Annotated in this window: 11 protein-coding genes and 1 pseudogene; 7 read left to right on the top strand and 5 right to left on the bottom strand. The window is 57.5% G+C overall.

What is annotated here, in order from left to right; translation table 11 throughout:
• Positions 1-28: 28 nt before the first annotated feature.
• Positions 29-688, bottom strand: coding sequence for a Tim44/TimA family putative adaptor protein (locus tag AC0V6O_RS02485; RefSeq protein ID WP_486141354.1), 660 nt, complete (start codon positions 686-688; stop codon positions 29-31).
• Between the two features lie 250 nt (positions 689-938).
• Here AC0V6O_RS02485 and secB point away from each other — a divergent pair, with 250 nt between their 5' ends.
• From secB to AC0V6O_RS02465, 4 genes are all read left to right on the top strand, one after another.
• Positions 939-1,466 carry a protein-export chaperone SecB gene (gene secB / locus AC0V6O_RS02480; RefSeq protein ID WP_486141353.1) on the top strand — a complete coding sequence of 176 codons (528 nt, stop codon included), beginning with the start codon at positions 939-941 and terminating at the stop codon, positions 1,464-1,466.
• Between the two features lie 69 nt (positions 1,467-1,535).
• A complete protein-coding gene (gene murJ, locus AC0V6O_RS02475; protein ID WP_486141352.1) occupies positions 1,536-3,101 on the top strand; it encodes a murein biosynthesis integral membrane protein MurJ in 1,566 nt (521 codons plus the stop codon).
• A gap of 20 nt (positions 3,102-3,121) precedes the next feature.
• Entirely contained in the window at positions 3,122-4,138 is a 1,017-nt protein-coding gene (trpS, locus tag AC0V6O_RS02470; protein WP_486141351.1) for a tryptophan--tRNA ligase, read from the top strand.
• 229 nt (positions 4,139-4,367) lie between these two features.
• Positions 4,368-5,099, top strand: a complete 732-nt coding sequence (locus AC0V6O_RS02465; RefSeq protein WP_486141350.1) for a DUF4136 domain-containing protein — start codon at positions 4,368-4,370, stop codon at positions 5,097-5,099.
• A gap of 87 nt (positions 5,100-5,186) precedes the next feature.
• Here the strand turns inward: AC0V6O_RS02465 and dut are convergent, their stop codons facing one another.
• The 4 genes and pseudogenes from dut to AC0V6O_RS02445 form a co-directional block, all read right to left on the bottom strand.
• Complete coding sequence (gene dut, locus AC0V6O_RS02460) at positions 5,187-5,684, bottom strand: dUTP diphosphatase (protein WP_486141349.1); 498 nt, start codon at positions 5,682-5,684, stop codon at positions 5,187-5,189.
• Positions 5,681-7,384 (bottom strand): bifunctional phosphopantothenoylcysteine decarboxylase/phosphopantothenate synthase, encoded by a 1,704-nt coding sequence (locus AC0V6O_RS02455; protein ID WP_486141348.1) that lies wholly within the window; start codon positions 7,382-7,384, stop codon positions 5,681-5,683. The genes dut and AC0V6O_RS02455 overlap by 4 nt, the downstream gene beginning before the upstream one ends.
• 200 nt (positions 7,385-7,584) lie before the next feature.
• Positions 7,585-9,148 (bottom strand): annotated as a pseudogene (gene ubiB / locus AC0V6O_RS02450) (2-polyprenylphenol 6-hydroxylase).
• 1 nt (position 9,149) lies between these two features.
• Positions 9,150-9,896 carry a class I SAM-dependent methyltransferase gene (locus AC0V6O_RS02445; protein WP_486141347.1) on the bottom strand — a complete coding sequence of 249 codons (747 nt, stop codon included), beginning with the start codon at positions 9,894-9,896 and terminating at the stop codon, positions 9,150-9,152.
• Between the two features lie 205 nt (positions 9,897-10,101).
• On the opposite strand from AC0V6O_RS02445, the gene mutM reads away from it, so the two are divergent.
• From mutM to dnaA, 3 genes are all read left to right on the top strand, one after another.
• A complete protein-coding gene (gene mutM, locus AC0V6O_RS02440; protein WP_486141346.1) occupies positions 10,102-10,917 on the top strand; it encodes a bifunctional DNA-formamidopyrimidine glycosylase/DNA-(apurinic or apyrimidinic site) lyase in 816 nt (271 codons plus the stop codon).
• Between the two features lie 188 nt (positions 10,918-11,105).
• A complete protein-coding gene (rpsT, locus tag AC0V6O_RS02435; protein WP_472640822.1) occupies positions 11,106-11,366 on the top strand; it encodes a 30S ribosomal protein S20 in 261 nt (86 codons plus the stop codon).
• A 428-nt stretch (positions 11,367-11,794) separates the two neighbouring features.
• Positions 11,795-13,258, top strand: a complete 1,464-nt coding sequence (dnaA, locus tag AC0V6O_RS02430) for a chromosomal replication initiator protein DnaA (RefSeq protein ID WP_486141345.1) — start codon at positions 11,795-11,797, stop codon at positions 13,256-13,258.
• Positions 13,259-13,290 lie beyond the last annotated feature (32 nt).

Genomic DNA, 13,290 nt, shown 5'->3' with positions numbered 1-13,290 from the left:
TAGGGTCAGTGTCCGGTAAGGCTAATACTTAGCCTTCGTCGGTTTCGTCGAGCACCCAGTTTGGATCTTTATCGCTCACATTGCGTGAGAACACCCAGATGTCGCGGCTTTCGATCGCATCGTCTAGCGAACCGGCGATCATGTTGCCGTCCTTATCGCGCGTAACAGCCGCGATATCGGCCACGAACAACAAAGCGATCCGGGCCATCCGGCCATCAAGCTGCGCCGAGTGGATTTTCGTCTCTTCGATCCGGATCAACTTGTTGTCGAGGGTGTGGTTAGCGGCCTCACGCTCATCAATAGCGGCGGAAAAGCCTTCAAACACATCGTCATCGCACAGATCGCGCAGGGTCTCACGGTCACCCTGCCAGAATGCCTCAAGCACCATGGTGTAGGCTGCGCGTCCGCCCTCCAGGAACGAGGTGAGGTCAAATCGGCTGTCCGCCGCCGCGATCTCGCGAATGCCGCGTTCGACCGCTGGTAATACGCCTGTGATCTCTGGTTGAGGATTGGCGGCCACCGGCACCGCCGCCGGGCTGGGCGGGGTGTGCGGCGGCTGTTTTCCGCTCGGCTCAAACCGGTTTGGAACCGATTCCTCTTCATGCTCTGCGCGGCGGCCAAGCACCGAATAGAGACGCAGCCCCAAAAATGCGGCGATCATGGCGAGGATGATAATTTCAACAATCACGTTTGTAATACCTGGTTGGTTTGGAATCACGCGGACACGCGATCTCCGAGTCCTACATACCTTAAGTGCCTTAAATAGGCGCTAAATACAAATCGACAACGACCTTTGACGTGCCCGTTAAAGGTTTTTGCGTGCATCTCATCCGGTTGCGAGCACGGCTCGCGCCTGCTAGGCGCGCCGCCAACCGAATACCCAATCACCCTGCGCGCTGTGCAGGCTTCACATTATCCATCATGGAAAGAGTTTAAAAATGGCCGAAGAAGGCGACATCCTAACCGATCTCAACAATCCAGCAGCCGGTGCGAATGGCGCCGATAATCAACCCGCAGCTGGCCTGATTACACAATATGTCAAAGACTTGTCGGTCGAAAATCCGAATGCACCAGACGTATATCAATGGCAGGATCAACCGCAGATCGACGTGCAGTTCAATATTGGCGCTGAACAAGTGAACGAGAATGTTCACGAGATCACGTTGAAAGTGAACATTGATGCCAAGACCGAGCAAGGCAGCGCCTATTTGGTAGAGCTGGCCTATTGCGGCCTCATCGGTGTGCGCAACCTGCCTGAAGATCAGACCCATGCATTCCTGTTTGCCGAAGCGCCGCGTCTGCTTTTCCCATTCGCTCGCCGCGTTGTTGCCGATGCCGTGCGTGATGCTGGCTTCCCGCCGCTGCTGATGGATCCGATTGATTTCAACGGCCTCTATCTTCAGCAGCTCGCTCGCAAGCAGCAAGAAGAAGCGGCCGCTGGCGGTGTGCCTGCTGGCGAAGCGTAAGGCGGACTTCTGCTTGGCTCAGCTCACAGGCTTTCAAACCGCTAGACCTGTGATAGGGCTGGTGCAGCCATGAGCCTGCTTAAAAATGTCGGAACCATTGGCGGGTTAACCCTCGCCAGCCGGGTCGCTGGGATGGCGCGCGAGATGATTTTCTCGCGTGTCCTCGGCGCCAATGACATCACCGACGCCTGGTTTCAGGCATTCATTATCCCGAATGTGTTCCGCCGGTTGTTTGCCGAAGGGGCATTTTCGGCTGCTTTCGTGCCGATGTTCTCCAAGCGCCTGCACGGCGACGGCGGCATGGAAGAGGCCCGCTCGTTCAGCGCTGATGTGCTGAGCGTATTCTTACCAGTACTGATTGCGCTGGTGGCGATATTTGAGCTCGCCATGCCGGGCGTCATCTGGCTGCTCGCAGAAAAGCCAGTTGACGAGAACACCTTCCCGATTGCGGTCGATTTCGCCCGGATCATGTTCCCCTATATTGTACTGGTCAGCTTGGTGACATTGTTCACCGGCATGCTCAATTCGGTCTCTCGCTTTGCGCCCGGGGCCAGCTTTCCGATCATATTGAATCTGGTGTTGATCGCTGCCTTGCTTATCGGCGAGCGCTGGATGGCAACCGGCGCGAGCCTTGAACAGGTCGCCTATGGGATCGCCTGGGCCGTCACCGGTGCAGGCGTGATGCAGCTTGCCTGGCTCTATTACTGGGTCAGGGTTGAGGGCTTCGAGGTCAAAATGCGCCTGCCGCGCCTAACACCAGAGGTGAAACGGCTCGGCATCATCGCTCTGCCTGCTGCGATTGGCGGCGGCGCTTATCAGATCAACACTCTGGTCCAGCTCTATTTTCTCAACCAGTTGGAGACCGGCGCGGTCAGTTATATGAATTATGCCGACCGGCTCAATCAGTTGCCGCTCGGGATCATCGGCATTGCCTTGTCGACCGCGATCCTGCCAACCCTGTCCAAATTCGTCGGCAGCGACAATCACGAGGGCGCATCGCAAGTCCAGTCTGACGCGATCGAACTCGCGATGCTGCTGACGCTGCCCGCCACAATTGCCCTCGCGATTTGCGGCGTGCCGTTTGTGACCATGATTTTTGAAGGGGGACGTTTCGCGATCGAGGATGCCAATCAAACGGGCGCTGTCCTAACCGCACTGGTGATGGGCCTGCCTGCATATGTGCTGATCAAAGTGCTGGTGCCGAACTTTTATGCGCGCGCCGATACGAAGACGCCGGTTTACACCGCCTTTGTCGCGCTATTTGTGTTCATCACCTACAACATCCTGTTCCTGGAAACATACGGCGTTGTCGGCGTCGCCTTGGCCAGCGCGGCCGGTGCGTGGATCAATGTCACAATCCTCTATGTGATCCTCGCCATGCGCGGGCACTACCGCGCCAATTGGCAGCTGGTCGGTCAGATCCTGCGGCAGCTCATCGCCGCCGCCGCAATGGGCGCGGCGCTGTATTTTACCAGCGGCATGCTGTCCGATTATTACTCCGCTGGCATCTTTGCGCGTTTGTTTGCACTCGCGGTGCTGGTCGGCGCGGCGGCAATCGTCTATTTCACCTTGGCTTTCGCTCTGGGCGCGCTCGACCGCGAACGGATCGCCAAGCTCACCCGCAAATCAACCTAAACTGAAAGAGCCTTTTCCCCATGCAAGTCGTCTCCGGCATTCAGCCTACCGGCAATCTTCACCTCGGCAATTACCTGGGGGCGATCCGCAATTGGGTGAGCATGCAAGATGATATTGGCGACAATGGCCAATGCCTGTTCTTTCTGGCTGATTTGCACGCAATTTCACTGCCGCATGATCCGGTCCAGCTTAAGCAGTCGACGCTTGAGATGACGGCGGCCTTGGTCGCTTGCGGGGTCGATCCGTCACGCTCGGTTCTGTTCAACCAAGCGCAGGTTCCAGCCCATGCAGAAATGCAATGGCTGCTGAATGGAACGGCGCGGATGGGGTGGCTCAACCGCATGACTCAGTGGAAGGATAAGTCGGGCAAGAACCGTGAAGGGCAATCGATTGCCCTGTTCACCTATCCTGTCCTGCAGGCCGCAGACGTCTTGCTGTACCAGGCGACTCATGTGCCGGTTGGCGACGACCAGAAACAACATCTGGAGCTAGCGCGCGACATTGCGCAGAAATTCAACACGGATTTCGCCTCTGAAGATGCGCCGGTCTTTACCCTACCCGATCCCTACATTCCGCCAGAAGCCGCGCGGATCATGTCGCTGCGCGATGGCACAGCCAAGATGAGCAAATCTGATCCGTCGGATCTCAGTCGTATCAACCTGACCGATGATGCTGATACCATCATGAAAAAGGTGAAGAAGGCAAAGACGGACCCAGAGCCGCTGCCAAGCGAGTTGGAGGGGCTGGAAGGCCGCGCAGAGGCGCTGAACCTTGTGAGTATCTTTGCCTCGCTGGCAAGCATCAGCAAGGAACAGGTTCTGGTTGATTTTGGCGGCCAGGGTTTCGGAGCGTTCAAGCCTGCCCTCGGCGAGCTTCTGACTGAGAGTTTTGCGCCGGTTACCGCCCGTTTCCGGGAGCTGATGCAGGACCGTGAAGCGCTCGATGCGATCCTCGCGAAGGGAGCGGCGAAAGCGCGCGAGCGCAGCGCGCCGACACTAAAAGCAACCTATGAGGCGCTTGGTCTGGTGCGTGGCTAGGCATAGCTGCAATCACGATAAATCGTATTTTGCACGCTTAAAAGCACGCGATTCAGTCATTACGCGTTCAAAATGCGTTCAGGCCACGTCTTTACACTAAGGCCTGCTGATGACAGCTTGCCGACTCGATGATGGGATTCGCACCAGGACTTTATAGTGCGAATGAAGGGAAATGGCGGCGGCAAACCATGAGCCTTTGAAAGCCATGTGAGTGATAAGAGGTAATGCCATGACCAATTCCGATACTTCCTCGGCGAAAACGCCAGGCCGCGCGCTATTGAGGCGTTTGGGACGTGCGAGCGTGCCAGTGCTGCTGCTAAGCCTCGCAGCCTGCGCCACGCCGTTTAAGGCCGATGTCTCGCGCTTCCAAAGCGCGCTGCCCGCTCCAACCGGTCAGACCTTTGCGGTCGTGGCCGACGATCCGAAGCTCGCGGGTGGCTTAGAATTCGCGCAATATGCCGATTTCGTGGAATCGGAGATGGAGCGGCTCGGATATTCGCAGGCTGCGCCTGAAGCAGCGAACCTGCTGGTGCGTTTCGATTATGGGATCGACAAAGGACGCGAGAGAATTCGCACCACGAACGCTGGGTTTCGCAGTGATCCCTTTTTCAGCCCCTGGTACCGCGGATTTGGTCGGCGCGGCTTCTACCGCGGTCGAGGTTTCCATCGCAGCCGTTTTGGCGGCGCATGGGGATTTGGCTTCTATGATCCGTGGTTCGGCGGACCAGAAGTGCGAAGCATCACAGTCTATACCAGCGGTATCGATATGAAGATCGACAGCGCGGCGACCGGCGAGCGCTTGTTTGAAGGCAAGGCTGAGGCCGTCTCCAGCTCAAACCGATTGCAATATCTGGTTCCGAACCTGGTGGATGCGATGTTCACAGACTTCCCCGGCAATTCGGGCGAGACTTTGCGCATCACCATTAAGCCAGAAAGCAAAAAGGTCCGCCGCACCGACTAGTCGGAAGGCCGATCACCCCTTTCCCTTGGACGGGATTGAAGAGGCGGTGCTGGAGACGGCGCCGCCTTTTTTGCGTTTGGAGCGCTGCTAAAGCTTTTCGTGGCCGCCGGTGGAACCAAATCCGCCCGCGCCGCGCTTCGTCGCGTCGAGCTCTTCTACCTCCACCCAGGCACCTTGCGTAACAGGAGCCAGCACCAGCTGAGCAACCCGGTCACCGCGCGCAATTGCGAAGGGTTCACCGCCGTGATTGATCATGATGACTTTTAGCTCACCGCGATAATCAGAATCGATTGTACCGGGCGTATTGGGAACGGTAATCCCATGCTTCAGTGCGAGGCCGGAGCGCGGGCGCACCTGAATTTCAAACCCTTTGGGAATGGCGACCGCGAGGCCGGTTGCAACGGCATGGCGCGCACCTGGATCAATAGTGACATCTTCTGCCGCGACAATGTCCATGCCTGCGGCGCCGTCCGTGGCGTATGCTGGCAAAGGCAAGCCTGCACCGTGAGGCAAGCGTTTCAGTTCAACGGAAATTGGCGCAGATGGTTCTACTCCGGCGCCCGGAGCACCCGGCTGACCGCTCATTCGGCGGCCTCGGCGGTCAAAGTCTCTGCGATGCGCTCAACCAGTGCCAAAGCAACGGCACGCTTAGGCATCTTGTCGAGGCTTTCCACCCCTTCACTTGAAACGATATGTACGGTGTTTTCATTGCCGCCCATCACATCGCCGGATACATCATTGGCCACGATCCAGTCGGCGGCCTTGCGCTTGCGCTTCTTCTTAGCGTTTTCGAGCACATTTTCGGTCTCAGCCGCAAAGCCGACGACCAGTTCTGGGCGGTTGGAACCGGCGGCAAGATTTGTGAGAATGTCTGGATTTTCAGTAAGCAGCAATGCTGGCGGAGCCGAGCCGCGCTTCTTCATCTTCTCAGACATGTATTCTTTCGGTTTCCAGTCGGCCACGGCTGCCACCATCACGGCTGCATCTGCGGGAAGAGCCGCTTTCACCCGCTCTGACATTTGCGCAGCGCTCTCGACATCAATCCGGTCAACACCGGCGGGCGTTTGCAAGGCGACTGGCCCAGCCACCAGAGTGACCTTTGCGCCCAGCGCAGCGGCAGCAGCGGCAATGGCAAAACCTTGCTTACCGCTTGAGCGATTGGCGATGTAGCGCACCGGATCGAGCGATTCCCACGTTGGCCCGGCGGTCACGAGCACATGGCGTCCCTCAAGCGGGCGGTAGTTCGGATCAACATCAAAACCGCCGCCGCCCAGCGCATCATCCAGCGCGGCTTGAACGCCGTCCTCCAAGGATGCCACTGGCCCGGTCAGCTCGGGCGCGGCTTTGCGTTTGTCGACTTCGTGGTTGATCGCACTTGGATCCATCGGCGGCGCAGCGCCTGCTCCGCCCTTCTTGGCGAGCAGAGGCCCACCAAAGTCCGGATTGAACTCAGGCGCTTCTTCGATCTCACCGTCTTCGGCCAACTCCGCCGCCTCGGCATCATCGAGATCAGCCGCTTCGACATACTCGGTCTCGATCTCTTCATGCGTGCGCTTTGCAGTGGAACGCGGAATAATCATCGACAACAGGCCGCCCAGACCGCCGCTTTTGCTCTCCGGGTCTTCTTCTTCGTACTCCGGTTCAGGCTCAATCGCCTCCACCTCATACTCATCGTCCGGTCCGTCATTGGCAGGCACAGCAACGGGAGTGGCCGCTGGTGCGACCGGCTCTTCAACTTCAATGTCAAAGTAAGACGCAATTTCGCGCCAGATCGCATCCGGCTCTGGCAGGCGGCCATAGCCAAACTCGCCGCAGGCCATCGGCCCCTCATCGGGGTCCAGCACATTGACACCCGCCTGGCGCAGCCATTCGATATTGCGCTGGGTTGCTTCATGCTCCCACATGCGCACATTCATCGCCGGCACGGCCATCACTGGCTTATCCGTTGCCAGGATCAAAGTGGTCGCCAGATCGTCTGCGATCCCAGACGACATTTTGGCCAAGAGATCGGCCGTCGCCGGGCAGACGACCACAAGGTCAGCCTCACGGCTCAGCTCGATATGCCCCATCTCGATCTCGTTCTTGAGATCCCAGAGATTGGTGTAAACTTGATTTTCGCTCAAAGCGGCGAGCGACATGGGCGTGACGAATTGCTGACCACCTTTGGTCACAACGCAAGTGACATCGCCGCCGCCTTTGCGGATCAGGCGAACCAGCTCGCAAGCCTTGTAAGCGGCAATTCCGCCGCCCACGACCAACAGGATTTTCGGCCGTGCTTCGGTCATTTTTGCGTCCTCACACATAGACTTACACATGGGCCGGGCAAGCAAACAATCACTCGCGTCACTCCCTCACATCACATTAACGCTGTTTCAGAACCTAGACGTACAGCGCCCTTGGGCCAAGCCCAAGCGAGTTCCTTGGGATACAATGGTTAATTAAGCTTGATCAATGGGACATTAAATCGAGTAAAATCAGCGATAATTTAACCGATCAAACCCAGCGCCATCGCGCCAAACATTGCGCCTGCCCCGGCAACGCCCGCAACGAGGTACCCAAGCACACTGCCGCCCTGGCGCGGTTTGCGGTCGGTCATCAATGGCACATCGGGCAGCGGAGGCTGTTCTGGCGCGCCACCTTTCGCTGGGAAGCGGTCCTCAATCCGGCGGATTAAACCGGGCAGACGCAGGAAGGTTTGCGTGTCTTCCTTAATCCGTTCGGCAACCGCGGCCTCTGGCCCCAATTCGTCCCGGATCCAGCCGCGAACATAGGGCGCCGATGTGTCCCACATATTGATCTGAGGGTTGAGCTGGGTCGCGATGCCTTCGACCATCACCATCGTCTTTTGCAGCAGCAACAGATGCGGCTGCGTCTGCATGTCAAAATCCCGCGTGATCGCAAACAGCCCATCGAGCATTTGTCCAACGCTCAGCTCGCTCACCGGCTTGCCGCGCATCGGTTCGCCAACGGCGCGCAGTGCGGTCGCAAATTCGCCAACCGAGTGATAGCTCGGCACATATTGCGCCTCGAAATGAATTTCGGCCACGCGTTTATAATTGCCCGTCGTCAGGCCATAAAGGATCTCTGCGAGCCATTGCCGCGCGCGCCGATCAATCCGGCCCATGATGCCAAAATCAATCGCGACAATCGTGCCGTCTTCTTCAACGAACAGATTGCCCTGATGCATATCGGCATGGAAGAAGCCGGCGCTGATCGCCTGCGTCAGAAAGGATATCACCAGGCGTTCGGCGATATGCGGCAGGTCGCGCCCCTGCGCTTTCAGCTCTTCAATCCGGCTGATCTTGACCGCGTTGATCCACTCGACGGTCAGGACGCGGCCATTGGTGCGGTCCCAATCGATCTCCGGAATGCGGTATCCCTCGATACCGGCCATGCCCTCGGCCAGCTCTGATGCAGAGGCCGCCTCGCGCCGTAGATCAAGCTCGCTATTGGTCCAGCGTTTGAAATTGGCAATTGTCAGGCGCGGACGCAGCCGTTCTGCTTCGCCGCCAAATGCCTCAAGGTGCGCCGCCGCCCATTCATAGGTTTGAATATCACGCGCAAATTTTTCGCGAATGCCAGTGCCGCAGCACCTTAATCGCAACTTCGCGGCCATCCGTGGTCACACCCTTGTGAACTTGAGCAATGGATGCCGCGCCCACGGGATTGGGGTCTATTTCGCGGAACAGAGTCTCCAGCGGCGCACCAAAGCTGGCCTCAATCACGGCCTTGATCTGAGCGAAAGGCACAGGTGGCAAATTGTCCTGCAGGCTGAGCAGATTGTTCGCTGCTTCCTCGCCCACAATATCTGGCCGGGTGGCCAAAGATTGCCCCAGCTTGATCGCCGCCGGACCAATCGCGCGAAAAGCCCCCGCATAGTCGGGAGTACCAGATTTGCCGGTAAGAGATATCCAGCGCGCCAGCTTGACCAATCGCCGCACAGGAGGCGGTGCATTGGGATCATTCTCGATACCGACGAGCGCGCGGCGGCGAGCGAGCGTGATGCCCCACTTCAGCAGGCGGAAAAGATGTGTAGCGGGCTGCGTCACCCTAGATCTTCCACCCCGAGTGAATGGCCACTGCGCCGCCTAGGATCGGCTCCACCTTGGTGTTGGCAAAGCCCGCATCGCGGATCATCTGCTCAAACTCCGGCATTTTTGGGAAACGGCGGATCGATTCAGCAAGATAGCGATAGCTTTCTTCATCTTGGGCGATGATCTTGCCCATCTTCGGCATGATCTTATGCGAGTAAACGTCGTAGACCTCTTTGAAGCCCGGCCATTCCGTGGTCGAAAACTCCATGCAGAAAAAACGTCCGCCAGGTCGCAGAACGCGGTTTGCCTCACGCAGAGCCTTTGGAATGTCGGTGACATTGCGAATACCAAATACGATTGTGTAGGCATCGAAACTGCTGGAGGCAAAATTAAGTTCCTCCGCGTTCTGGCACGACCAGACCAGCGAACCTTCATCGTCCTGCAGGCCGCGATCCATCGCCCGCTCAACGCCCACATCGAGCATATCCTGATTGATGTCGCACACCGTGATCGCTGCGCCGCTGGGCGCCATGCGAAAGGCGATATCACCGGTGCCGCCTGCCATATCGAGGATCGTCTCGCCAGCCTGTGGCTTCACCCGCCTGACAAAACGGTCCTTCCACAAACGGTGCATACCGCCCGACATCGCATCGTTCATGATGTCATACTTGCCCGCGACGCTGGAAAATACATCACCAACGCGGCGGGTCTTTTCCTCTGGGGCCACTTCTTCGTAACCGAAGGATACTGTCTTTTCGCTCATGGCGCAGAGCCTTAGGGGAGTTTGTGCAGCGCGCAAAGCTTGTTACAGCGTATGTTTGTTGCGATGCTTTCGGCTTCTGCCGAAAGCTGCCGTAGCCACCCGCTCCCTCCACCCTTCCACCCGGATGGTGTCCCGGTAGGCTCCGGGTGGAAGGGTGGAGGGAGCGGGTGGCTACGGTTCGCGAGTATCAGCGAGCCTAAGAACAATGCCTGAATTACCAGAAGTTGAGACCACCGTTCGCGGGCTAGAGCGCTTTATGCTGGGTGAACGTATTTCGCGCGTCCAATTGAACCGCCCCAACCTGCGCCGTCCCTTTCCGCCAGACTTGGTGCAAGTGATGACTGGCGCAGTGATCACCGGCCTTTCACGGCGCGCCAAGTATGGCCTCATTGATCTCAATCGCGGCCAGTCGATGGTCTTCCATCTGGGAATGAGTGGACGCTGGCGAATCGATCCTGAAACGCCCGACAAACACGATCATCTGATCATCGAGACAGACGATCACCAATTTGCGCTTTGCGATCCGCGCCGCTTCGGCTCAGTTGATCTAGTGCCGAGTGATGCGCTGGACCGGTGGCCGCAATTTGCAAACCTTGGGCCGGAGCCATTGGGCGATGGCCTCAGCGTGGATCACCTGAAAGCGGCGCTGAAAGGCAAGACCCAGTCGATCAAATTATGCCTGCTCGACCAGAGGATTATCGCTGGTCTAGGCAATATATATGTCTGCGAAGCTCTGTGGCGTTCTGGCATTCATCCCCGCAAGCAAGGTGGCAAGGTGACAAAGCCGCAGCTGGCCAGGCTAGTGCCAGCCATTCGCAATGTGCTTGAGACCTCGATCCGCGATGGCGGTTCGACCTTACGAGATTATGCGCAGCCCGACGGCGAACTGGGCTATTTTGCGACGCGCTTTGATGTCTATGACCGGACGGGTGAGGCATGCCGCAATGAAGATGGTGGAACTATCAAGCGCATAGCACAAGGCGGACGCAGCACGTGGTTCTGCTCCAAGTGTCAAAAATGAGCGCCGCTTAGATTGACGTACCCTCAGCCAGGGCGGCACCAAAATCATTGACGATCTCGCAAGGCTGGCCCTATGTGCCGCGTTTTCCGGCGAACGGGTGAATTCCTGAGCGCCGATTCTTCGAGCAAACGATATTAGAGATCAGGCCATCATTGGTGGCCCGCAGAAACCGCGAGACAGAAACAGATATGGCCAATACGCCGCAAGCCCGCAAACGCATCCGCCGCAACAATCGCCGTGCGGAAATCAACACAGCCCGCATGAGCCGTATCCGCGGTTTTGTGAAAAAGGTCGAAGCCGCTTGCGAAGCCGGCGACAAGCCTGCTGCTGCTGAAGCGCTCAAGGCTGCTCAACCTGAAATGGCTCGCGGTGTTGCTCGCGGCGTTATGCACAAAAACACAGTCGCGCGGAAAATGTCGCGTCTCTCAAAACGAGTCGCTGCGCTCTGATTCGCACCCACTCGCATCCGTATTATTGCGGAGAAATATACATAAGGGTCGGGCCGTATTGGCTCGGCCCTTTTTGTTTGCGGGAAACATGACAAGCCTGACACACTGAGAGCTTAGGATTCCCCGCGATTCGCACGGTCATAAACCAAAAATTAAAGGTAATTCAGCGCGTTGAACGCAGGCCTGCGGGTCACAGCCGAGTCAATAGAAATATTTCTGTTTTTTTACATTATGCACCCTTGCCTGATGGTGAAATGCATAGGTACATCATAACTGACTCGGGGCGGGACAGCCTGGGTTTTTAAAGTTTGAATGAAGAGGGGAAACCCGGATCTTTGGATTCCGGGTCATGGGAAGGCTTTGCCTGTCATGAAGTTGGGGAAACGCTCCAGATCAGCGGCTCTGGAGTTGGCACAGGATTACGTACGATGGTTCATAAAATAGATAAGGCGCGGTCTACGCGTCGGAAAGCAGATGACGACTTGATGGAAGATTCCGAAGCTGTGAACCTCGCTGCCGATTGGTCAGATATCAGCCAAGGACTTCGCAAGGATCTGGGCCATCAATTGCACAGCCAATGGATCAAACCGATCCAGGTTGGCGGCATTGATAAAGATACCGGCACGCTCGATCTGTTTTTGCCAACTGAGTTTTCTGCCAATTGGGTGCAAGACCGGTTTCATGACCGCTTGCAACTCGCTTGGAAGATTGCGCGCAGCGAAGTTCGCAATGTTCGCGTGCAAGTTCACCCCGGACGCCGCCAATTGCCAGAGCTGCGGCTGGACAATGGCCGCCGCCCAGCCAATGACGCGGATGCCAGTGCGATTGCGATGGCTGCAGGCACGATTGGCGATGCAGGCTTCACCAGCTCCGTAGGGCTTGACCCATCACTGACCTTTGCTGCCTTCGTCACGGGCGAGGCCAATGTGCTCGCTTGCAATGCCGCGCAGCGTATGGCCGCAACTGAGCAGCCGCAATTCTCACCGCTCTATCTGAAGGCTGCGACCGGCCAGGGTAAGACCCACCTGCTGCACGCGATTGGCCATGCGTTTCTGCAAGCGCACCCTCGCGCACGGATTTTCTACTGCTCTGCTGAGCGCTTCATGGTCGAGTTTGTCCAAGCGCTTAAAGCCAACCAGATGATCGAGTTTAAGGCGCGGCTGCGCAGCTTTGATCTGCTGCTGGTTGACGACATCCAATTCATCATCGGCAAGGCAAGCGCCCAAGAAGAGCTGCTCTACACGATCGATGCGCTTTTGGCTGAGGGCAAACGCCTCGTCTTTGCCGCTGACCGAGCGCCGCAGGCGCTCGACGGGGTTGAACCGCGTCTCCTGAGCCGTCTGTCGATGGGTCTGGTTGCGGACATCCAAGCAGCCGACATTGAGCTGCGCCGCAAGATCCTTGAATCGAAACTCACCCGTTTTGCGCCTCTCAACGTGCCGGACGATGTGATCGATTTCCTCGCCCGCACCATCACTCGCAACATCCGCGAGCTGGTCGGCGGCCTCAATAAGCTGATCGCTTATGCGCAGCTGACCGGCCAAGAGGTATCCCTGCAGCTCGCCGAAGAACAGCTGACCGATATTCTTTCGGCCAATCGCCGCCGGATCACAATTGATGAGATCCAACGCACCGTCTGCCAATTCTACCGGATTGATCGCAGTGAGATGTCGTCCAAACGCCGCGCCCGTGCCGTTGTTCGGCCGCGTCAGGTCGCAATGTATCTTGCGAAGGTGCTGACACCGCGCAGCTATCCAGAGATTGGCCGCAAATTTGGTGGCCGGGATCATTCGACAGTTATCCACGCAGTACGGCTGATCGAAGATCTGCGTACCCGCGATGCGGATATGGATGGCGATGTGCGTAGTCTGTTGCGCCAGCTGGAGAGTTGATTTTTTGAGGACGGCCTAGCCCACAAGATAGC

The organism is Erythrobacter sp. JB2-19 (assembly GCF_057365005.1).
Note: the sequence above shows the minus strand (reverse complement) of the source record. Positions and strands in the feature narration are given on the sequence as shown.

Coding starts and splice junctions, on each gene's coding strand:
- secB (WP_486141353.1), top strand. CDS start 939: ATGGCCGAAGAAGGCGACATCCTAACCGATCTCAACAATCCAGCAGCC.
- trpS (WP_486141351.1), top strand. CDS start 3,122: ATGCAAGTCGTCTCCGGCATTCAGCCTACCGGCAATCTTCACCTCGGC.
- dnaA (WP_486141345.1), top strand. CDS start 11,795: ATGGTTCATAAAATAGATAAGGCGCGGTCTACGCGTCGGAAAGCAGAT.
- dut (WP_486141349.1), bottom strand. CDS start 5,684: ATGAGCGGTCAGCCGGGTGCTCCGGGCGCCGGAGTAGAACCATCTGCG.
- AC0V6O_RS02465 (WP_486141350.1), top strand. CDS start 4,368: ATGACCAATTCCGATACTTCCTCGGCGAAAACGCCAGGCCGCGCGCTA.
- murJ (WP_486141352.1), top strand. CDS start 1,536: ATGAGCCTGCTTAAAAATGTCGGAACCATTGGCGGGTTAACCCTCGCC.
- rpsT (WP_472640822.1), top strand. CDS start 11,106: ATGGCCAATACGCCGCAAGCCCGCAAACGCATCCGCCGCAACAATCGC.
- AC0V6O_RS02445 (WP_486141347.1), bottom strand. CDS start 9,896: ATGAGCGAAAAGACAGTATCCTTCGGTTACGAAGAAGTGGCCCCAGAG.
- AC0V6O_RS02455 (WP_486141348.1), bottom strand. CDS start 7,384: ATGACCGAAGCACGGCCGAAAATCCTGTTGGTCGTGGGCGGCGGAATT.
- mutM (WP_486141346.1), top strand. CDS start 10,102: ATGCCTGAATTACCAGAAGTTGAGACCACCGTTCGCGGGCTAGAGCGC.